At 72.8% G+C, this 19,171-nt stretch carries 17 protein-coding genes; 9 read left to right on the forward strand and 8 right to left on the reverse strand.

What is annotated here, in order from left to right:
- Positions 1-180: 180 nt before the first annotated feature.
- Both ACWCPW_RS29275 and ACWCPW_RS29280 read left to right on the forward strand, forming a co-directional pair.
- On the forward strand, positions 181-981 hold the full coding sequence (locus ACWCPW_RS29275) for a YoaK family protein (RefSeq protein WP_449764587.1): 801 nt from the start codon (positions 181-183) through the stop codon (positions 979-981).
- A 230-nt stretch (positions 982-1,211) separates the two neighbouring features.
- Positions 1,212-2,855 (forward strand): ABC-F family ATP-binding cassette domain-containing protein, encoded by a 1,644-nt coding sequence (locus ACWCPW_RS29280; RefSeq protein WP_449764588.1) that lies wholly within the window; start codon positions 1,212-1,214, stop codon positions 2,853-2,855.
- 84 nt (positions 2,856-2,939) lie between these two features.
- Here ACWCPW_RS29280 and ACWCPW_RS29285 read toward each other — a convergent pair whose 3' ends face one another.
- A complete protein-coding gene (locus ACWCPW_RS29285) occupies positions 2,940-3,437 on the reverse strand; it encodes a pyridoxamine 5'-phosphate oxidase family protein (protein ID WP_449764589.1) in 498 nt (165 codons plus the stop codon).
- 63 nt (positions 3,438-3,500) lie between these two features.
- Between ACWCPW_RS29285 and ACWCPW_RS29290 the strand changes: the two genes are divergently transcribed.
- The 3 genes from ACWCPW_RS29290 to ACWCPW_RS29300 all read left to right on the forward strand — a co-directional run bounded on the left by ACWCPW_RS29290 (position 3,501) and on the right by ACWCPW_RS29300 (position 8,174).
- The gene (locus tag ACWCPW_RS29290; RefSeq protein ID WP_449764590.1) at positions 3,501-4,493 is read left to right on the forward strand and encodes a helix-turn-helix transcriptional regulator; all 993 of its coding nucleotides are present in this window, start codon (positions 3,501-3,503) and stop codon (positions 4,491-4,493) included.
- Positions 4,494-4,825: 332 nt separating this feature from the next.
- Positions 4,826-5,584, forward strand: coding sequence for an ABC transporter ATP-binding protein (locus tag ACWCPW_RS29295; protein ID WP_449764679.1), 759 nt, complete (start codon positions 4,826-4,828; stop codon positions 5,582-5,584).
- A gap of 22 nt (positions 5,585-5,606) precedes the next feature.
- On the forward strand, positions 5,607-8,174 hold the full coding sequence (locus tag ACWCPW_RS29300) for an ABC transporter permease (protein WP_449764591.1): 2,568 nt from the start codon (positions 5,607-5,609) through the stop codon (positions 8,172-8,174).
- Positions 8,175-8,370: 196 nt separating this feature from the next.
- On the opposite strand, the gene ACWCPW_RS29305 is transcribed toward ACWCPW_RS29300, so the two are convergent.
- Complete coding sequence (locus tag ACWCPW_RS29305) at positions 8,371-9,072, reverse strand: endonuclease V (protein WP_449764592.1); 702 nt, start codon at positions 9,070-9,072, stop codon at positions 8,371-8,373.
- Positions 9,073-9,152: 80 nt separating this feature from the next.
- A complete protein-coding gene (locus tag ACWCPW_RS29310) occupies positions 9,153-10,163 on the reverse strand; it encodes an acetamidase/formamidase family protein (protein WP_449764593.1) in 1,011 nt (336 codons plus the stop codon).
- 210 nt (positions 10,164-10,373) lie between these two features.
- Between ACWCPW_RS29310 and ACWCPW_RS29315 the strand changes: the two genes are divergently transcribed.
- The 4 genes from ACWCPW_RS29315 to ACWCPW_RS29330 all read left to right on the forward strand — a co-directional run bounded on the left by ACWCPW_RS29315 (position 10,374) and on the right by ACWCPW_RS29330 (position 14,187).
- The gene (locus tag ACWCPW_RS29315; protein ID WP_449764594.1) at positions 10,374-11,570 is read left to right on the forward strand and encodes an amidohydrolase family protein; all 1,197 of its coding nucleotides are present in this window, start codon (positions 10,374-10,376) and stop codon (positions 11,568-11,570) included.
- A 251-nt stretch (positions 11,571-11,821) separates the two neighbouring features.
- Positions 11,822-12,319 (forward strand): hypothetical protein, encoded by a 498-nt coding sequence (locus ACWCPW_RS29320; protein WP_449764595.1) that lies wholly within the window; start codon positions 11,822-11,824, stop codon positions 12,317-12,319.
- Between the two features lie 556 nt (positions 12,320-12,875).
- Positions 12,876-13,259: a BlaI/MecI/CopY family transcriptional regulator gene (locus ACWCPW_RS29325; RefSeq protein ID WP_395863242.1), complete on the forward strand. Its 384-nt coding sequence runs from the start codon at positions 12,876-12,878 to the stop codon at positions 13,257-13,259.
- 4 nt (positions 13,260-13,263) lie between these two features.
- Entirely contained in the window at positions 13,264-14,187 is a 924-nt protein-coding gene (locus tag ACWCPW_RS29330; protein WP_449764596.1) for a M56 family metallopeptidase, read from the forward strand.
- Between the two features lie 14 nt (positions 14,188-14,201).
- Here ACWCPW_RS29330 and ACWCPW_RS29335 read toward each other — a convergent pair whose 3' ends face one another.
- The 5 genes from ACWCPW_RS29335 to ACWCPW_RS29355 form a co-directional block, all read right to left on the reverse strand.
- Positions 14,202-14,765: a Uma2 family endonuclease gene (locus tag ACWCPW_RS29335; protein ID WP_449764597.1), complete on the reverse strand. Its 564-nt coding sequence runs from the start codon at positions 14,763-14,765 to the stop codon at positions 14,202-14,204.
- A 68-nt stretch (positions 14,766-14,833) separates the two neighbouring features.
- Complete coding sequence (locus ACWCPW_RS29340; protein WP_395863247.1) at positions 14,834-15,241, reverse strand: hypothetical protein; 408 nt, start codon at positions 15,239-15,241, stop codon at positions 14,834-14,836.
- A gap of 1 nt (position 15,242) precedes the next feature.
- Positions 15,243-17,810, reverse strand: coding sequence for an Hsp70 family protein (locus ACWCPW_RS29345; protein ID WP_449764598.1), 2,568 nt, complete (start codon positions 17,808-17,810; stop codon positions 15,243-15,245).
- Positions 17,807-18,709, reverse strand: a complete 903-nt coding sequence (locus tag ACWCPW_RS29350) for a hypothetical protein (RefSeq protein WP_449764599.1) — start codon at positions 18,707-18,709, stop codon at positions 17,807-17,809. The genes ACWCPW_RS29345 and ACWCPW_RS29350 overlap by 4 nt, the downstream gene beginning before the upstream one ends.
- Positions 18,709-19,170 (reverse strand): hypothetical protein, encoded by a 462-nt coding sequence (locus ACWCPW_RS29355; RefSeq protein WP_449764600.1) that lies wholly within the window; start codon positions 19,168-19,170, stop codon positions 18,709-18,711. The genes ACWCPW_RS29350 and ACWCPW_RS29355 overlap by 1 nt, the downstream gene beginning before the upstream one ends.
- Position 19,171 lies beyond the last annotated feature (1 nt).

The following is a 19,171-nucleotide window of genomic DNA, read 5'->3' on the forward strand; positions in this document are numbered from 1 at the left end:
GACATGCCTGGCCGCGTGCACGACCAGGATCACCACATGGGATGAAGGGGTACGGCCACTCGGCGGCAGTGTGACCGCGCTCATCGGCCGGCCGAGGTGTCCGTACCTACCGAACGGGCTATGGATAGCCGGGCCGGTGCCCGGTGCCGGGCACAGTGCGACCGATCCGGAGGGGCATCGATGCGCGAAACGCTTCGAGAGGCCAAGCACACCCTCATGCCGCCGCGCGACGACCCGAACGGCCCGCTCCCGCCGCTGCTGATCGTGCTCACCGTGGTGACCGGCCTGGTCGACGCGCTGAGCTACCTCGAACTGGGCCGGGTCTTCGTCGCGAACATGACCGGCAACGTGGTCTTCACCGGCTTCGCCCTGGCCGGCGCCCCCGGCCTGTCCGTGTCCGCCTCGCTCGCCGCCCTGGCCGCGTTCCTGGCCGGCGCCGCCGGGGGTGGCCGCCTGGGCGCGGGGTTCGGCGATCGGCGACTGCGCCTGCTCTGGGTCGGCTGCACCCTCCAGGCCGTCCTGCTCGTGGCGGCCCTGACCGTGGCCGCGGCGGTGAGCGGACTCGGCACCGGCGAGCAATACACGCTGATCCTGCTCCTCGGCTTGGCCATGGGGCTACAGAACGCGGTGGCCCGGCGGTTGGCCGTACCGGACCTGACCACCACGGTGTTGTCCCAGACGCTCACCGGACTGGCCGCCGACCTGCGCCGATTCGGCGGACCCGGCTCGCGCGCGGGCCGTCGACTGCTCTCCGCGTTCGCGATGGCGCTCGGCGCGTTCACCGGCGCGACGCTGGTACTGCACATACACGTCCTCGTCGCCTTCGCCGCACCGCTCGTCCTGCTCTCGGGCGCGGCGGTGACCGGGTACGTCCTGGACCGCCGCGCCGGTCCGGCCGCCTCCCCGGATCCGGCCCCGGACGACGCCGCCCCGGACACCGGCCCCGAGCCGCTCGCCGCGCCGGACGGGAAAAACATTTGAGGTCCCCGGCGTCCGAGGGTTAGCCTGGGCCGGTCACATTGTCGTCCGTCTGGATGGTCCGTTGCGCATCTGAGGTCTGGACATCGCGCCGCTCGAGCCCCTGTGTGCTCGCGGTCGCGTCTCGACCTCGGTGTGGCCGTCCCGGACGATTTCTCATGTCCGGCCCCCTCCCGATCCCGCCGCGCGGTGTCCCACGCGATCCGTTCACCACGCGTCCAGGGAGCCGCTCCATGTCATTTCCGACCGCACCGGCGATCGTATGTTCCGACCTGTCCTTCGCCTGGCCCGACGGCACCCCCGTCGTCGCCGGCCTCGATCTCGCCATCGGCGGCGGCCGAACCGGCCTGGTCGGGGTCAACGGCGCGGGCAAGTCGACCCTGCTCGAACTGATCGCCGGCGTCCTGTCGCCCACCTCCGGCTCGATCACCGCCGGCGGCGACCTCGGCTACCTCCCCCAGCATCTGCCGCTCGACGCGCACCGTCGGGTCGACGACGTGCTGGGCATCGCCGGCACGCGTGCCGCGCTGCTGGCGATCGAGGGCGGCGACGCCGACGTGCGGCACTTCGACGCGGTCGGCGACGACTGGGACGTCGAGGAGCGGGCCCGCGCCGAACTCGACCGGCTCGGGCTGCCGCACGTCGACCTCGATCGCACGGTCGGCACGCTGTCCGGCGGCGAGTCGGTGCTGCTCGGGCTGGCCGCGCTGCTGCTGCGCCGGCCCGACGTGCTGCTCCTGGACGAGCCGACCAACAACCTCGACGGCTCCGCGCGCGAGCGGTTGTACGACGCCGTGCGGGGTTATCCGGGTGTGCTCGTCGTGGTCAGCCACGACCGCGTGCTTTTGGATCTGGTGGACCGGATCGTCGAACTGCTCCCGGACCGGGCCCGCACCTACGGCGGCAACCTGAGCGCGTATCTGGAGGTCCTGGCACAGGAGCGGGCGACCGCCGAGCGCCTGGTCCGCACCGCGCAGACCGATCTGCGCAGACAGAAGCGGGAACTGGCCGAGGCCCAGGTGCGATTGGCCCGCCGGGTCCGGACCGGCCGCAAGGCCCAACTGGAAGGGGGCGTGCCCAGGATCGTCGCGGGCAACCTCAAGCGGGCCGCCGAGGTCTCCGCCGGCAAGCTCAGGGGCACTCAGGAGGGCCGGCTCGACGACGCCCGAACGCGGCTGTCCGAGGCCAGGGACGCGGTGCGCGAGGACAAGGAGATCCGCATCGAGCTGCCCGGGACCGAGGTGCCCGCCGGGCGCACGGTGCTCGTCGCCGAGGGTCTGAACACCGCGGATCTGCTGTACGGGCCGGACGGCCTGGACCTGAACGTGCGCGGCCCCGAACGGATCGCGCTGACCGGCGACAACGGATCGGGCAAGACCACGTTGCTGCGGCTGCTGACCGGGGCGGAGCAACCGGCCCGGGGCAGCGTGCGGATCGGCGTCGACGGGGTGCGGCATCTGCCGCAGCGGCTGGACGTACTCGACGAGGACGCGAGCGTCCTGGCCAACCTCCGCCGCTTCGCGCCCACGGCATCGGACTCCGAACTGCGCGGCCGGCTCGCCCGCTTCCTCTTCAAGGGCAATCGCCCCGAACAGCGTGTCGGCACCCTGTCCGGCGGCGAACGTTTCCGCGCGGTCCTGGCCGCGCTCCTGTCCGCCGACCCGCCCCCGCAACTGCTGATCCTCGACGAGCCCACCAACAACCTGGACCTCGCCTCGGTCCACCAACTCGAACAGTCCCTCAACGCCTACCGAGGAGCCCTACTGGTAGCCAGCCACGACCGCCCCTTCCTCACCAACATCGCCATCACCCGAGAACTCCCCCTCCACCGAGGCCAGGGCCTGAATCCCCCCACCGACACCCCACAGGACGCCTGAGTCCACCCTCCGGCCCGGCCGACCCAGTCCGGCCGGGCTCGAGGCCACCCTCCGGCCCGGCCGGCGCTCGAGGCCACCCCAAGCTCAACCCGCCTCCCGCACGGACCCATCGTCGTTCCCCCGCCGAATCGTCCGAACCCGCGCGCCGGGCCGCCAAACCCGTAGGACGATCGACTCGCCCTCCACCCCCACCCCGCTCACCTCGTCGAGCTCGACCCGAAACAGATGAAACGGCACCGGCGCCCCCGTCTCGGCCGCGTACGGCCCCTTCACCCCGTCGTCCACGACCTCGACCGCCCGCCCACTCACCCGCACGTCACCATGCGCCAGTTCGGCCCCCTCCCCCGGGTTCGCGAAGATCGAGAACCGCGGATCACGCAGCAGATCCCGCGCCTTCAACGAACCCGGCATCATCCCGAGCCACATCTGCTCGGACCGGAGATCCACCTCCAACCCGCTCAGCCGAGGCGAGCCGTCCCGCCGCACCGTGCCGAGCACATGATGCTTGTACATCCCGAAGCGCTCGCGCACCGCCGTCGCGAACTCCGGCTCGGCCTTCTCGAACTCCGCCCAACTCGTCATGCGCACATCGTGCACCGCCATCCCTGACAACCCTTGGCAAGGATTCCGGGTTAGTTTCGAGTCATGCGATCCGGCCGACTGGTGGCACTCCTGCTCCACCTGCAGAACCGACCCGGCGGGGCCACCGCCGCCGAGCTGGCCGACGAGTTGGAGGTGTCGGTCCGCACCGTGTACCGCGACGTCGCCGCGCTCCAGGCGTCCGGCGTACCGCTGTGGACCGAGACCGGACCGCGCGGCGGGATCCGGCTCGTGGAGGGCTGGCGGACCAGGCTGGACGGACTCACCGGCGACGAGGCGGCCGCGCTGTTCCTGTCCGGCGCGCCACACGCCGCCGACGCGCTGGGCCTGGACACCGTGCTCGTCGCGGCGCAGACCAAGGTGATGGCCACCCTGCCCGCCGATCTGCGTACCCGCGCGGGCCGGGTCCGGCAGCGCTTCCACCTGGACGCGCCGGGCTGGTTCCACCACGACGAGGACGTCCCGCACCTCACCGAGATCGCGAGCGCGGTGTGGACCGGCCGCCGGCTGGATCTGCGGTACGCCCGCCGCGACCGCGAGGTGTCCCGCCGGCTGGACCCGTTCGGCCTCGTCCTCAAGGCCGGCGTCTGGTACCTGGTCGCCCGCCATCGCACCGACATTCGCAGCTACCGCGTGTCACGGGTGGTGGCCGCGAGCACTCGGCCGGAACGCTTCGAGCGTCCGGACGGCTTCGACCTCGGCGCGTGGTGGGCGCACAGCAGCGAGGACTTCGCCCGTTCGCTGATGGGATTCACCTGCGTGATCCGGGTGTCGCCGGCCGCGCTGGGCCGACTACCGCGGGCCTTCGGCCCCGTGGTCGCGGCGGACGCGCTCGCCTCGGCGGGGCCGCCCGACCCGGACGGGTGGCGCGAACTGCGACTGCGCACCGAGTCCGAGGAGGTTGCACTGGGCCAACTGATCGCTCTGGGCGGGCACATGGAGGCCGTGTCGCCGCCGAGCCTGCGCCGCGCGGTGGCCGGGGTCGGCGCCGCGATCGTGGCCCACCACCAGACGCCGGAGGGTCCCTCGCAAGATTGACGACGCCCACCTCGGGGGGCACGGAGAACCCGGGTGCGACATTTGGGGAACCCCGGGGCGGATACGGATCGTTGGTACGGGCGAGGTCTACGCAGCGTGACGGACCGTCGACTCTTTCCCGGGATCCACCCCACTCGTACGGGGCTCCCGCAGGGACAAGGGTCGTTCGGCGTACCCGGGGTCCTCCCTGCGTAGGACGGCCGGATCTGTCCTTGGAGAGGATTCGCCGGAGCCCCCTCCCCCCTACGGTGATCCTGTGCACTGCAAACCGCGGAGCGCGCCACCCTTCACCTCATCTGGGGGACAGACTCGTGACCACGGCCACGGCTGCCATGACCGACGCGGACTCCAGGGGCACCATCGCCGCCCGCGCGCAGCAGCTCACCAAGGCGTACGGCGAAGGCGAGACCCGAGTCGTCGCTCTCGACAGCGTGGACGTCCAGATCGGTCGCGGTCAGTTCACCGCGATCATGGGCCCCTCCGGCTCCGGCAAGTCGACCCTGATGCACTGCCTCGCCGGTCTCGACTCGGTGAGCAGCGGCAAGAGCTGGATCGGCGACACGGAGATCACGAGCCTCAAGGACAAGGCGCTCACCAAGCTCCGCCGCGACAACATCGGCTTCATCTTCCAGGCGTTCAACCTGCTCCCGACGCTGACCGCGCTGGAGAACATCACGCTGCCGATGGACATCGCCGGCCGCAAGCCGGACAAGGCCTGGCTGGACACCGTGATCGAGACCGTCGGCCTGCGCGACCGGCTCAAGCACCGCCCGAGCGAGCTCTCCGGTGGTCAGCAGCAGCGTGTCGCGTGCGCCCGAGCGCTGGCCAGCCGGCCCGAGATCATCTTCGGTGACGAGCCGACCGGAAACCTCGACTCGCGCTCCGGCGCCGAGGTGCTGGGCTTCCTGCGGCGCAGTGTCAACGAGCTCGGTCAGACCATCGTGATGGTCACCCACGACCCGAACGCGGCGTCCTACGCGGACCGGGTCCTGTTCCTGGCAGACGGTCGAATCGTCGACGAGATGCTGCGTCCCACGTCCGACGCCGTACTGGAGCGCATGAAGCGCTTCGACGGCGCCCGGACCAGCTGAAACAGGCGGAGAGTCCCCCACCATGTTGAAAGCCACGTTCCGCAGCTTCCTCGCCCACAAGGGGCGAATGGTGCTGTCCGCCCTGGCGGTGCTGCTGTCGGTCGCGTTCGTCTCCGGCACCCTGGTATTCACCGACACGATCACCAAGACGTTCGACGAGCTGTTCAAATCCACGGCCTCGGACGTCTCGGTCAACCCGAAGTCCGAGTTCGACAAGGACGACCTCGCGCTCACCGGGCAGACGCCCACGCTGCAGCGCTCGGTCATCGACAAGGTCGCCAAGGTCGACGGCGTCAAGGAAGCGCACGGCGACGTCAACCTCGAGTCGATCACGGTCGTCGACAAGAACAACAAGTCCGTGGGCCCGTCCTCGGGCGCCCCGACCCTCGCCACCAACTGGTACGAGACCGACCGCACGCCGGTCAAGGTCACCAGCGGCAACCTGCCCAAGGGCCCGGCCGAGGTGATGATCGACGCCGACACGGCCGACAAGAAGAAGGTGAAGATCGGTGACGAGCTGCGGGTGATCTCACCGATCGGGCAGTTCCCGGTCAAGGTCACCGGCATCATGACCTTCACCACCACCAACCCCGGTGCGGCCCTGCTCGCCTTCGACTCGGCGACCGCCTCCCAGCGGCTGCTCGGCGACCCGAACCTGATCACCTCGGTGTCGGTCTCGGCCGCCGACGGCGTCTCCGACAAGGTCCTCAAGCAGCGCGTCGAGCAGGCGCTCGGCGACACCACGAACTTCGAGGTCAAGACGGCCGCGGAGTCCGCCAAGGACGCCAGCGACTCGCTGAGCGGCTTCCTGAACGTGATGAAGTACGCGATGCTCGGCTTCGCCGGTGTCGCCGTACTGGTCGGGATCTTCCTGATCTTCAACACCTTCTCGATGCTGGTCGCCCAGCGCACCCGTGAGCTGGGCCTGATGCGGGCGATCGGCGCGAGCCGGGCGGACGTGAACCGCTCGGTGCTGGTGGAGGCGGTCCTGCTCGGCGTGGTCGGCTCCACGCTCGGCCTGTTGGCCGGTCTCGGCCTGGCCGTCGGGCTCAAGGCGCTGATCAGCGCGGTCGGGATCAACCTCAAGGGCACGTCCCTGGTGATCAAGACCTCGACCCCGATCGTGGCCTACCTGGTCGGCGTGATCGTCACCGTGATCGCCGCGTACGTGCCGGCCCGCCGCGCGGGCAAGGTCGCCCCGATGGCGGCCCTGCGCGAGGCCGGCGCCCCGCCGCAGAAGTCGATCAAGACCCGCTCGATCATCGGCCTGGTGCTGTTCGGCCTGGGTGCGCTCGCACTCGTCGCCGGCGCCACCGCGGAGAGCGGCGGTCAGGGCGGCGGATTCCTCGGCCTGGGCGTGATGTTCACCCTGCTCGGCTTCATCGTGCTGGCGCCGCTGCTGGCCCGCACGGTGGTCCCGGCGCTGGCGTCCTGGTACCCGAAGGTGTTCGGCTCGATGGGCCGGCTCAGCCGGGAGAACGCGCTGCGCAACCCGCGCCGCACCGGCGCCACCGCGTCGGCGATCATGATCGGTGTCGCGCTGGTCAGCGGCATGGCGGTCGCGGCCTCGTCGATGTCGGCCTCGTTCGACAAGCAGATCGAGAAGTCCCTGGGCGCCGACTACACGGTCCAGTCGCTGGTCGGCACCTTCCCGGAGGACGTCGTCCAGGCCGCGAAGAAGACCCCCGGCGTGGGCGAGGTGGTCAGCCAGACGCTCAGCAACGCGACGCTCACCGCCGACGGCAAGAGCAAGAAGGACTTCGTCGTCGGTTCGGACCCGGGCATGGACGACACCCTCAAGACCACCTACCTCCAGGGCAGCGGCAACGCGGCCATCTCGGCGGGCAAGGCGGCCATCGGCGAGAACTTCGCCAAGGATCACAACCTCGGCATCGGCGGCAAGATCGAGATCACCTTCCCGAACGGGCAGAAGACCACGGTCGAGGTCGGCGCGATCCGCAAGAAGGCCGAGGGCGCCGACATCGGTGCGGGCGACACGACGATCATCCCGAACACCGTGATGAAGAAGTTCGTCCCGAACGTGCAGTACCAGATCATGATGGTCAACGCGGCCTCCGGTCAGGACGCGTCCAAGGTCGGTGCCGCGCTCAAGTCGGCGCTCGATCCCTTCCCGCAGGTCAAGGCCCGTGACCAGAGCGACTACAAGGAACTGATCGGCAAGCAGATCGACACGTTCCTGTACCTGATCTACGGTCTGCTCGGCCTGGCGATCATCATCTCGATCCTGGGCGTGATCAACACGCTGGCGCTGTCGGTGGTCGAGCGCACCCGGGAGATCGGCCTGATGCGGGCGATCGGCGCCTCGCGCCGGCAGATCCGCCGGATGATCCGCCTGGAGTCCATGGTCATCGCGACCTTCGGCGCCCTGGTCGGGCTCGCGCTCGGCATGGCGTGGGGCATCGGGGCCCAGCGCCTGCTGGCCAAGCAGGGCCTGGACGTCCTGGAGATCCCGTGGGGCACGGTGATCGGGATCGTGATCGCCGCGGCGGTGGTCGGCCTGCTGGCCGCCGTGATGCCGGCCTTCCGGGCGGCGCGGATGAACGTCCTGCGGGCGATCGCGACGGACTGACCCGAATCGGGTGTTCCACCCATGAGGCAGCCGGCTCCCCATCCTCCCCCCTTGGGGAGCCGGTGACCGAAGAGCCCCCCGAACCACCTTGCGCAGGTGGTTCGGGGGGCTCTTCCATGCCGTCGCGGCGACGGTGACAGTGGCGGCGGCGTCCCGGCGAAGCGCCGTCGGGCGGGCGCGGGCGCGGGGCGGCGGCCTACGGCCGGGCGGTCTTCAGCGCCCGGCGGCAGGCCTGGTCGGCCTGGCGGGTGGTCTCCGGGAGGCGATAGCGCGGGGTCAGGGCCAGGACGTGTGCGCAGGCCGTGTCCAGGTCGACGCCGTGGCCGATCGAGACGAACACCGGCTTGACCCCGTCGCGGGTGCGCAACACCCGCCCCACCACGTCCCCTTCGTACACGAGGTCGGCGGCGTCGCCGCGCCGGTCCCCCGGCGTCTCGTACGTGCCGACGAACGGCGTCTTGCCGACCCCGACGGTCGGCAGCCCGGTCAGCACCCCGAGGTGGCAGGCCAGCCCGAACCGACGCGGATGGGCCAGCCCCTGACCGTCGCACACGAGCAGGTCCGGTGCGGTGTCCAGCCGTTCGAGCGCGGCCGACAGGGCCGGGATCTCCCGGAACGCGAACAGCCCGGGCAGGTACGGAAACGTCGCCACGCCGTGCACCACCGACCGCTCCACCACGGCGTGCGTCGAGGCGTCCAACACCACCACGGCGGCGGCGAGTTCGTCCGAGTCCTCGGCGTAGGCCACATCCAGCCCGGCCACCAGGCGCACCTGCGTGGGCCCCGGCCCGGGCCCGTCCGTGTCCACCAGCGGCCGCAACCGGTCCTGCACGGCCAACCCCTCGGCAGCCGTGCGTGGCCAGGGTTCGCTCGCGTCGATCGCGGAAGAGGCGCTCATCCGCGAAACGCTACCGCCCGCGCCGAGCCGGAACGCGGCCGATGTCGTCGACCGGCACAGCCGGAGGCCGGGCTCGACGCTCACCGCCCCGGCAGCGGGACCCGGGCGTGCACGCCGGTGCGGCTCGTCCCGAACTCGGCGGCGGCACCCAGGTAGACCCGGGCCTGATCGCGCGTCAGGCCGTGGCCGCAGCACAGCAGTTCCTCGCCCTGGGCGGCGCACCGGCGCAGCGCGAGGGCCGGGTCGGCGCCGATGCCCAGCGGGATCAGCGCGTCCGCCGTGCTCACGAACGGGCCGCGCGGGTTGCCGAATCGAGCGCGGGCCCGCTCGTACGGGATCACCTCGACGCGCAGGGTCACCTTGAGTGCTCCCTCCAGCGCCGCGCCGTGGCCGTGTGCCAGCCGGGGGCCACCGAGGTAGAGCAGCGCGCCGGCGGTTTGCACCGGCAGGTGGAGCGTGCTGCCCGCGCCCAGGATCGGCAGGTCGAGATTGCCGCCGTGCGAGCCCACCCGGGTGGACAACCGGCGCAGGCCGTCGGAGGTGGCCACGCCCAGTACCGCCAGACTCGGCCGCAGTCGCAGGGTCAGGTCGCCGGTCGCGGTCGGGATCCGGGCCCGGCCGTCCCGGATCGCACACACCGTGACCGGTGGCGCGCCGCGCCCGCGACCGTGCCGCTCGGTGAGTACGCCGTAGGAGGTCCGCGGGCGCAGGTCGAGCAGGTGCACCGCGAGTACGTCGCCCGGGCGGGCGCCGGCCACCGAGATCGGGCCGGTGATCACGTGCGGGCCGTCCACGGCGCGGTCGTGCGCGAGGTCGGAGGCGGCCAGCGCGCGATGGTCCTCCGGAACACGCTCGGCCCGGATGTGGTGCCGGCCGAAGAAGGCCACCGGGTCGCGGCCCTGGTCGCCGAGCAGGCCCTCGTGCGAGATGGTGTCGGCGGTGAGCGTCTCGCCGGATTCGACGAACGCCACCGGCCGGTCCCGGGCTCCGGGCAGCCAACCCCACAGGACGGTGCCGGGCCGGGACGGCAGGTGTTGCCGGTGCCGCGGGGGACCCGGTACGGCGACGGGCGGCGCCTCGGTGATGGTCATGGGGACGTTGTACGGGTGCGCCGTTGCCGGTCGGCGTCGCGCACGTTACGTGCCCGTTTCGCCCCCGAAGGGGTGGTCCTTAACGGCACCGAAACGCCGCCGCAACAGCGCCCGGTCACAGTGGGTCGGGCGGCGCGGCGACGCGGTATGGGGGCGTTCCTTCGACCCCGCGTCGGATCGGGTCGCGGATTCGAGTCCCAGGGGGTAGCGATGAGCGACACGATCACCCTGTTCGGCGCCACGCTGCCGGACGGGCGTACGCGCGACGTGGTGCTGCGCAACGGTCGGGTCGGCGTGCTGCGCGAGCCGGGTCGGCCGTACTCGCGGGCCGGCGCCGGGCCGGATCTGACCGGCTACCTGCTGCTGCCGGCTCCCGCCGAGCCGCACGTGCACCTCGATCGCGCGCTGACCTGGGAGCCGGTGGGCTCGGATCCGGACGGGCGCGACGGCACGTGGCGGTCCTGGCAGGTCCGACCCTCCCGCTATCGCCCCGGCGATCTGCGCCGGCGCTCGCGCGAGGTGTTGCGCACGCTGGCCGTCCGCGGCGTGACCGCCGTGCGCACCCACCTGGACATCGGCGAGGGTCGCACGCCGCTGCGCTCGGTCGAGGTGATGGCCGAACTGCGCGCCGAGTTCCATCGTGTCCTCGACCTCCAGATCGTCGCGGTCCCGGTTCCTGGGACCGGCGATCGCACGATCGTGGACGCGGTGGGCGCGGGCGCGCGGGTGATCGGCGGCCGGCCCAGGTTCGCGCCGGACTGCCGGCAGGAGATCCGCCGGCTGCTGCGGCTCGCGGATCGTCTCGAGGTCGGGCTCGACCTGCACCTGGACGACGGTTTCGATCCGCGCCTGCTCGTGGTCGGCGACCTGGCCAAGCTGTTGCGCGCGTCGGGCTTCGACCGGCCCGTGACGGCCAGTCACCTGGCCGGCCTGAACCGGCTCTCGCCGTCCGCGCTGGGTCGGGTCGGCGAGACGATCGCCGCGTCCGGGATGCGCGTCGTGGCGCTGCCCTCGGAGCGTGGTTGCGGGCTGCCGATCCGCGAACTGGTCGCGGCGGGCGTCACGGTCGCGGCGGGCGGCGACCACCTGCGCGACGCCGGGCACCCGATGGGCCTGGCCGACCCGCTGGCCACCGCCGCCGCCACGGGGTTGGCGCCCGCCCGGGCCTGGGCCGCGGTGGCCGGGCACGCGCGCGGCGTACTGGGCCTGGATGCCGGCGGCCTGGAACCGGGGGCCCGCGCCGACCTGCTCGCGGTCCGGGCGGGCTCCCTGCCCGAGGCGCTGCGAACCCGCCCCCGGGACCGCGTCGTCATCCGTGCCGGCCGGGTGGTCGCCGGCAGCGCCCGCCTCGCCGGCGCCGCGCGCCCCGGCGGAACCGGCCGGACCCGCGTCCCGGAGGCCGCGTAGCTCCGACCCCGGACCGGCGCCGAACACGGGCCCGCACGCCGCCGGGCGAGCCGGTGTCGCCGTTTCGGGGACGCCGTCGCACGACCGGCGCGGCACGGCCCCGACGGACGTCGAACACGATCGCGACCTCGCCGCCGTGGTCGGGTCAGGAACGCGCTCGGATTGCCGCCCGCAACGCCAAGAGCGCGTCAACAGGTGGGCCGGGCGGGTGGTTTCGGGGGGAGGCTGGGGGCGGTCGAAAGGAGGCCGCCATGTTCGCCGCCATTCGTCGGGTCGACGGGATCCGCCGCACCGCCTCGATCCGTCGGGCCGGTGCCCGCGCTCCCGAGGGCGGTCCTCGGGTCGTCGTGGTGCCCATCGTGCGGATGGACGCCGCCGCCGTCGCGGCGCTGACCGCCGCGCGTGCGACGGCCGGGCGGGCGATCGCCGTGCATGTCACGCACGCCGGTGAGCGGGCCGCGCGGGACGCGCTGGTGGCCGCGTGGGACGCGTCCGGCGTGGACGCGCCGTTGAGCGTGGTCTTCGACGAGCGCGATCGACTCGTCGAGGCGCTGGCCGGCTTCGTCCGAGGGTTGCCCGAGCGGCGGGTGGCGGTGCTGTTCCCGGCACCCGCCGACCCGGTCCGCACGCGCGGCCGGCGGCACGACGTCCTGGTCGAGTCGCTGCGCGCCGAGGGTTGTGCGATCCGGGTGGACCGCGCCAAGGCAGGTGCCGCCCCCTCCCGGGATCGCGTGGTCACCGCCGCCTGACGTCGGCCGGGATCGCGGCCGACACCCGCGCACCCGCCGCCGGCCGCGGGTGGTCACGCACCATCGCCGACGCCACGGCAGCCGCGCGCGGGCCGGCGCCACCGCGGACGCGACCGCGTGCCCGTGCGCGAGGCGTCCGGGCGTGGGCCGCGACCCGGTGGCCCGGCCGCGATCGTGCTCGGCACGGCCGGGCCGACCGCGCCGCTCACCTGCCGGGTGGTGTTCGGCACGCCCGCCGCGAGCCCGGCCCGCTCGCGCGGCACACCCGCCGCGGCCGACCGGGCGATCGACGTGAAGCAGGGCCCGATCCCGGGCCCGACGCGACACCCGTTCGGCGGAGGAGGTCGAGATCGCCGCGGCGCGGATCGAGGCCGCGATCCGCGAGCGACGGCCCGGGATCGAGCAACTGTTTCCGGACATCGCCGACGCGGGCGACCGCGATCGGGACCGGGCCGCGGTGCGACGCCGTGAGCAGGCGGAACAGGTACGCGTCGCCGATCCCCGAGGGTGACCGTTTAGGCTGCCGGGGCGTTGTGCCCATCCACCGGAGGCCGAAGTGACCGAAAGCAGAGCAGGCGGATCACCCGCGCGACGTGGCCCCGGCGAGTTGGAGTCCGAGATCCTGTCACTGCTGTGGACGTCGCCCACGGCGATGGGCGCGGGCGCGGTGCAGGAGCAGTTGTCCGGCGAGTTGGCGTACACGACGGTGGTGACCATCCTGTCCCGCCTGCACGACAAGGGCGTGCTCCAGCGCACCCGGTCGGGCCGCTCGTACGTGTACGCGCCGGTGTACGACGAGGCCGGGCTGGCGGCGCGACGCATGCGGCAGGTGCTGGACAAGGAGGGCGACCGGCAGGCGGTACTCGCGCGGTTCGTCTCGGACCTGTCCACCGACGACGAGGCGCTGTTGCGCCGACTGCTGGACGAGAGCGGGTCGTAGGCGCGTGCGTTGGATCGTCTACCTGCCGCTGCTGCTGCCGATAACCTCCGTGCCCGTGGCCCGGCTCGCGGCCGACCACCTCGCGCCGCGCCGGGTGGTGGTCCTGCTCACCGCGCTGACCTCGGTCCTGGCCCTGTGCGCGACCATCAGTCTGGGCCTGCTCACCGTGGTGGGCACGGCCCAGCTCCCGGGCGTACCGCTGCCCGATCACTGGTCCGATCCGCAGGTGCGGGCCTCGATTCCCAACGTCCAGGTGATCGGCTCGCCGGCGAGCGCGGCGCTGACCTCGGCAGTGGTGTGCGCGGCGGTGGTCCTTCGCCGCCGCCGACGGGCGCTGACGCTGCTGCGCGCGGGAGTACCGGCGGCCGGCGACACCGAGTTGACCGTGTTGCCCACCGGACCGCCGACCGCGTTCGCGCTGCCGGGCAGACGGCCTCGGATCGTGGTCTCGGCGTCACTGCTCGCGCGCTTGGACGCGGACGAGCGGCGAGCGCTGCTGGCCCACGAGCGGGCGCATCTGAGCGGCCGGCACGATCGGGTGCTGCTGGTCGCGACGCTGGCGATGTGCGCGCATCCGCTGCTGCGGCCGATGCGCACCGCGATCGGCTACGCGCTGGAGCGCTGCGCGGACGAGGCCGCCGCGCGCGTGGTGGGCGATCGTCGGGTGGTGGCCCGCGCGGTGGGCAAGGCGGCGCTGGCCGGACCGGCCGCACCGCGTGGCGCGATGGCCGCGACCGGCGGCCCGGTCCCGCGCCGGGTGGCCGCGCTGCTGGGCCCGTCTCCGACCGACCGCTGGCCCACCCCTTGGAGCCGCCCCGGCGCGGCCACCCTGATCGCCCTCGGCGGCGCCGCCCTCTCCACCTGGGCCACCTGGGACGCCGCCGTCGACCTGCACGCCATCCTGCGCACGGCCGACCACGTGTTGTGAGGCCGGCCGCACGGTCAGTACATGGGGAAGTCCGCCGTCGCGATCGGGAAGCCGAACCGCGGGAGCGGTACGTCCTGGCCGAACGCATAGGCGGCGCGCGCGGTGTAGCGACCGCCCTTCGGCTCGGAGTACACCGCGATCGTGCCCTGACGAGGGTCGATGATCAGGTAGACCGGGATGCCCATGCGCGGGTAGTCGCGCAACTTGGCCTCCCAGTCGTTCTCCGGGTTCGACCGTGAGACGACCTCGACGGCAAGCCGCACGTCAGCGGCCGGCACATGATTCTCGACGGTGAGGAGATCATCCTCCGGAAAGACGCAGACGTCGGGATTGCGCCTTATCAGGTTGGCGTCGTCCAGGACGTCCATCCCCCCGTGAACCGCCATCCCGGCCCACTCCTCGCGTCCGGCGATACCGCGCTCGATGCGCATCCGCAGCCGGCGCACGATGAACTCGTGGATGCCGGACGGGCCGGTCGTCATCACGAGCGTGCCGTCGCTGATCTCGATCTTGTAGTTGGACGGCGTGCGGACAGAATTGGCGATGGCCGTCAGCCGGTCGAACTCCTCGCGGTCCATGTCCCCCATGGTAGGTCGCCGGGCTTCGCGACCATGGTCCGTCCGTGCGCCACCGAGCACCCGGCTCGTCACCCCGGTTTCCGCGCCGCGAGGCGTTTGCTCGCGACGTCGAGGAGGCGGCGCAGGTCCGCTTCGCGCGGGAGTTGCGCCGGGAGCCGTTCGCCGTACGGCAGGCGGGTGCGGGCCTTGCGCCACAGGCGGTCCGGGAGGGTCCTCGGGTCCTGGTGGTAGCGGACCTTGGTGAGCAGTTGGCGGGCCTCGGCGTCGGCCGGGTTGAGCGCGAGGGTGACCGCCAGGTGTTCGGCCGCGGTGTTCCAGCGGCCGCGCCGGGCCGACCGGACCGCGTCGTTGAAGTGCCGGTCGGCCAGCTCGACGAGGCCCGCGAGCGCGCCCAGGTCGCCGCCGCACGCCGGGCAGCGTTCGGTCAGGTCGGCGATCCGGCGGCGGCACAGGGGGCAGGTGATCGCGAACGCCATGTCATTTCTCCAGGGAGCTCTTCGGGAGCCGCAACCCGATGTGCGGGGAGCCCTCCCGGATCTGTTCCATCCAGCGGTCCGCCCGGGCCCGCAGCGGCATGATCCGACCTCGATAGATCTCCACCAACCGGCGGTTGCCCGCCGCCTCGTCCCGCACGTCCACCTCGGCGGCGTCCTCGGCGATGGTGTCCAACTCGCGCAGATAGCCGTCCGCGTCGGCCCGGTGCCGGCCGGCGGACGCCTGGTCCATCTCCTGGATCGAGCGGCGCAGGTACTCGACCTCCTGGAGCACCGCGACCTGGAACTCGGCGGCGGTGAACTGCTGCGGCGAGCGCCCCCCGTGCAACATCCGCTCGGCCGCGTTGATCCGGTCCCGCACCGCCTCGTTGGCCAGGTGCCAGTCCATCTTGTTGCCCGCCGCGTACGCGGCCCGCCCGGTCGCGCGCAGCCCCGGGATCGCGCCCCGGAAGCGCTCCGCCTCGACCGGGTCGTGGTCGACCAGTCGGTCGGCCAGTCGGGCCAGGAAGGCGAGGTTGTCCTCGAACTCGCCGATCGCCGGGTTCAGCGCGCTGCCCGCCGTGGTGGCCACCCGCAGGCCCTGGACCAGCGTCTCCGCCTCCAGGATCTTGTGGTGCGTCTTGCCCGCGTCGATCCGGTCCCGGACCAGTTCGGCGATCTCGGCCAGCAGTCGATCCAGCGCCGGGCCGACCCGGATCGCGTCCGCCGGCGGAATCGCGTCCCGCTTCTCCACCCAGCCGGTGAGCACCTGCCGGTGTCGCTCGGCCAGTTCCGGCCAGCCCGGGATCTCCCGACGCGGGATGTCGATCACCGCGCTACCCTCGGCGCCCACCTGCGGCAGCCGCGCCTCGGCCCGGATCGTCCAGCCCGCCTCGAACTCGAGCGTCACCTCGACGGTCGAGCCGACCGACACGTCCGTGGGCAGGTCCCGGATCGAGACCTCGCCGATCGGCACCAGGCCCTCGACCAGGCCGACCCGCAGGCTGGACCCCTGCGAGGCGGTCTCCAGGCGGAAGTCGGTGCGGTAGGGCACCATCGTCCCGGCCCGGACCACCACGTGCAGCCCGTCCACCAGTTCGACCGAGAAGTCGTGCGCGAGCACGTCGCCGGTCGCGTCCGAACGGGGCTTGCCGTCGGACTCGATCGTCAACTGCCGGGACTCGATCTCCCGTCCGTGCGCCAACACCTGCACGGTGAAGCCGTTCTCGCCGTCGCGCAACGGCACGTCGGCGAACAGGAAGCGGCCCTCCGCGTCGGCCGTCTCGGTCAGGTACACCCGCCCGTCGTCCGAGCTGAGCAGCACCTGCGCGCCCGCCGGCGAGGCCAGCGCTGGTCCGGCCAGCACCCGGCCGCCGATGTCGGTCTCCGGCGGCAGCGCCTCGGGCCGGTCCAACTCCAGGTGCCCGCTGCGGCTGGGCACGTTCGCGGCCTTGAGCGCGGCGCCCAGCGCGACGCACAGGTCGGGGTTGAGCAGCCGGGGCCCGCGCCCGAAGTGCTCGGTGAGCATCGTGGCCACCAGCGGGATCCGGGACGAGCCGCCGACCATGACGATCTCGTCCAGGTCGGCCGCGGTCATCCCGGCCCGCACCAGCGCCCGGTCGCAGTCGTCCAGCGTGCCGCGGATCCGGTCCGCGATCATCTCCTCGAACTCCTCGCGGCGGATCGGCAGTCCGATGTTCATCGGGGTGCCGCGCCGGTCCTCGCAGTACTGGCTGACGATCTCCGTCTCGGGATAGCGGGACAGGTCGTGCTTGGCCCCCTCGGCGACCGACAGGAGTTGTGCCTCGACCTTCCCGTCGGCCGGGTCCTCGCTGTCGATCGCCAGGTCGTACTCGGGCAGTTGGGCCGCGATCCAGGACACGATCCGCCGGTCGAAGTCGAACCCGCCCAGGTAGCGGTCGCCGCTGAACGAGCGGTTCTCGAAGCCCACCTCGGGATCCCAGGTGACCACCGAGGTGTCGAACGTGCCGCCGCCGAGGTCGTAGACCAGGAAGGTCTGCGGCTCGGTCAACTCGCGGGCCCGCTCGTGGGTGTACGCGAGGGCCGCGGCCACCGGCTCGATCAGCGTCTCGACCACCTCCAGGCCGGCCGCCTGTCCCGCGCGCGTGGTCTCGTTCTTGGCCCGGGTCTCGAAGAACGCCGGGACGGTCACCACGGCCCGCTCCACCGGCACGCCCAGGACCTCCTCGGCCACCTGCTTGAGGTGGCGCAGGATGTGCGTCGACGCCTCCAGCGGGGTCAGTCGCGCGTGTCCGGCGGTGACCACCCGGTCGGTGCCCATGTTCCGCTTGAAGAACATCGCGGGCGGCGCGCCCGGCAGGCGGGCCTTGTTCTTGGCCAACTGGCCGACGATCGCCTTGCCGCTCGGATCGATCCACACCGCCGAGGGTGTGGTCGGCGAACGGTCCGGATTGGCCACGATCAGCGAGTCGCCGACCGGCCGCAGCCGGCGGGCCGCGATCAACTCGGCCTTCCCGGGGATCTCGGCGTCGGCCGGTATGGCGATGCACGAGTTGGTGGTGCCCAGGTCGATGCCGACCACGATGCTCATCCGGTGGTACCGCCTTCGTGGTTCGCGTCGTTCGAGGTGTCGGGATGCGGCCGGGTCGGATCCGACCCGGCCGGGGGTTCTTCGGCGGTCGACCGGGCGCTGCCGGCTCCCGGCTCGGGCTCGGCAGACGCGTCGGGCTCGGCAGGCGCGTCGGGCTCGGTCGGGGTCCCGGAATCGACCGGGGTCTCGTGCTCCGTCGACGCGGGGGACTCGGTCGGCGCCTCGGGCTTCACCGGCACCTCGGGCTCCACCGATGCGCCGGGCTCGGCCGAAGCACCGGGTTCGACGGGTCCCCGGTCCGCGGCGTCCTCACGTGCGGCGTCCCCGCGTGCGGCGTCCCCGCGTGCGGCGTCCCCGCGTTGGGCCGGGGTGGGCACGAAGCCGAGCACGACCTGCGCGCGCCGGATCACCTCGCCGTCGTCGAGCAGCACGCCCGGCCGCAGCGTCCTGGCCACGATCATCGCGCTCTCGTCGCCGCTGTCGGGCGCGTGCGCGACGTCCACCCGACGGCCCACCGCCGCGTACGCCTCGCCCACCGGGTCGTCGAACCGAACACCCGCGCGGTCCAGCGCGGTGGCGAACCGCCGGGCGATCGAGGCCAGTACGGCCGGCACCGGCTCACCCTCCAGGCTGCCGCGCAGTTCGTGCAGCGCGACCGCGGCGTCCGCGGCCAGGCCGGTGTACCGCTCGTGCGTCGACTCCAGCCGCTTGCGCATCTCCTCGCGGCCCGCCTCGCGTTCGCGCGCCGCGCCGCGCACCACGTCGTACACGAGCGCGAACGGCGGGTCGAGCGGGCGCTCGGGCACCGGCCGTTCGCTCTCGGTGATCGCCATCGGGTCCGCCTCGGGATCCGCCGGCGGGTCGGCCACGAGGGGGGCCCGCTCGGGTGTCGCTGCCATCAGTGCGCCCCTTCTTCCGTCCACAACGGTACGAACTCGCGCGGCGCGGGCGCCGGCACCAGGCCCGCGAGCACGCGTCGGTCGATCCCGATCCGCACCGGGCCGGCCGCCTCCGGCGGATCGAACTCGGCGAACTCCTCGGCCAGTTCCGCCGGATCCGCGCCGGGCCGCTCGGGCCGGTGGGTGAGCAGTTCGGCCGACAACCGCCCGGCCGGATCCGCCAGCGTCTCCTCCGCCGCGTTGACGTCGGCCGGGGCGAGCACCCGACCGTGCACCGGGAAGCGGTCCGCGCCGCGCGCGATCCGCTGTCTGCGCTTGCGCACCCGCGCCTTGATCGCCGCCCGGCCGGCCAGGTCCGGAGCCAGGTCCAGAATCTGGAAGGCCGTGCCCCGATAGGGATTTCGGCCGGCCTGCCAGGCCCAGGGGTTCTCCCGGGCGGGCTCGTTCACGGCGCTGCTCATG

The organism is Embleya sp. NPDC001921, assembly GCF_053594475.1.

Excerpts from the sequence above, each read along its gene's own strand:
- ACWCPW_RS29355 (WP_449764600.1), bottom strand. The coding sequence starts at position 19,170 with ATGAGCAGCGCCGTGAACGAGCCCGCCCGGGAGAACCCCTGGGCCTGG.
- ACWCPW_RS29320 (WP_449764595.1), top strand. The coding sequence starts at position 11,822 with ATGTTCGCCGCCATTCGTCGGGTCGACGGGATCCGCCGCACCGCCTCG.
- ACWCPW_RS29275 (WP_449764587.1), top strand. The coding sequence starts at position 181 with ATGCGCGAAACGCTTCGAGAGGCCAAGCACACCCTCATGCCGCCGCGC.
- ACWCPW_RS29295 (WP_449764679.1), top strand. The coding sequence starts at position 4,826 with ATGACCGACGCGGACTCCAGGGGCACCATCGCCGCCCGCGCGCAGCAG.
- ACWCPW_RS29335 (WP_449764597.1), bottom strand. The coding sequence starts at position 14,765 with ATGGACCGCGAGGAGTTCGACCGGCTGACGGCCATCGCCAATTCTGTC.
- ACWCPW_RS29315 (WP_449764594.1), top strand. The coding sequence starts at position 10,374 with ATGAGCGACACGATCACCCTGTTCGGCGCCACGCTGCCGGACGGGCGT.
- ACWCPW_RS29340 (WP_395863247.1), bottom strand. The coding sequence starts at position 15,241 with ATGGCGTTCGCGATCACCTGCCCCCTGTGCCGCCGCCGGATCGCCGAC.
- ACWCPW_RS29290 (WP_449764590.1), top strand. The coding sequence starts at position 3,501 with ATGCGATCCGGCCGACTGGTGGCACTCCTGCTCCACCTGCAGAACCGA.
- ACWCPW_RS29300 (WP_449764591.1), top strand. The coding sequence starts at position 5,607 with ATGTTGAAAGCCACGTTCCGCAGCTTCCTCGCCCACAAGGGGCGAATG.
- ACWCPW_RS29350 (WP_449764599.1), bottom strand. The coding sequence starts at position 18,709 with ATGGCAGCGACACCCGAGCGGGCCCCCCTCGTGGCCGACCCGCCGGCG.
- ACWCPW_RS29280 (WP_449764588.1), top strand. The coding sequence starts at position 1,212 with ATGTCATTTCCGACCGCACCGGCGATCGTATGTTCCGACCTGTCCTTC.
- ACWCPW_RS29310 (WP_449764593.1), bottom strand. The coding sequence starts at position 10,163 with ATGACCATCACCGAGGCGCCGCCCGTCGCCGTACCGGGTCCCCCGCGG.
- ACWCPW_RS29285 (WP_449764589.1), bottom strand. The coding sequence starts at position 3,437 with ATGACGAGTTGGGCGGAGTTCGAGAAGGCCGAGCCGGAGTTCGCGACG.
- ACWCPW_RS29345 (WP_449764598.1), bottom strand. The coding sequence starts at position 17,810 with ATGAGCATCGTGGTCGGCATCGACCTGGGCACCACCAACTCGTGCATC.
- ACWCPW_RS29305 (WP_449764592.1), bottom strand. The coding sequence starts at position 9,072 with ATGAGCGCCTCTTCCGCGATCGACGCGAGCGAACCCTGGCCACGCACG.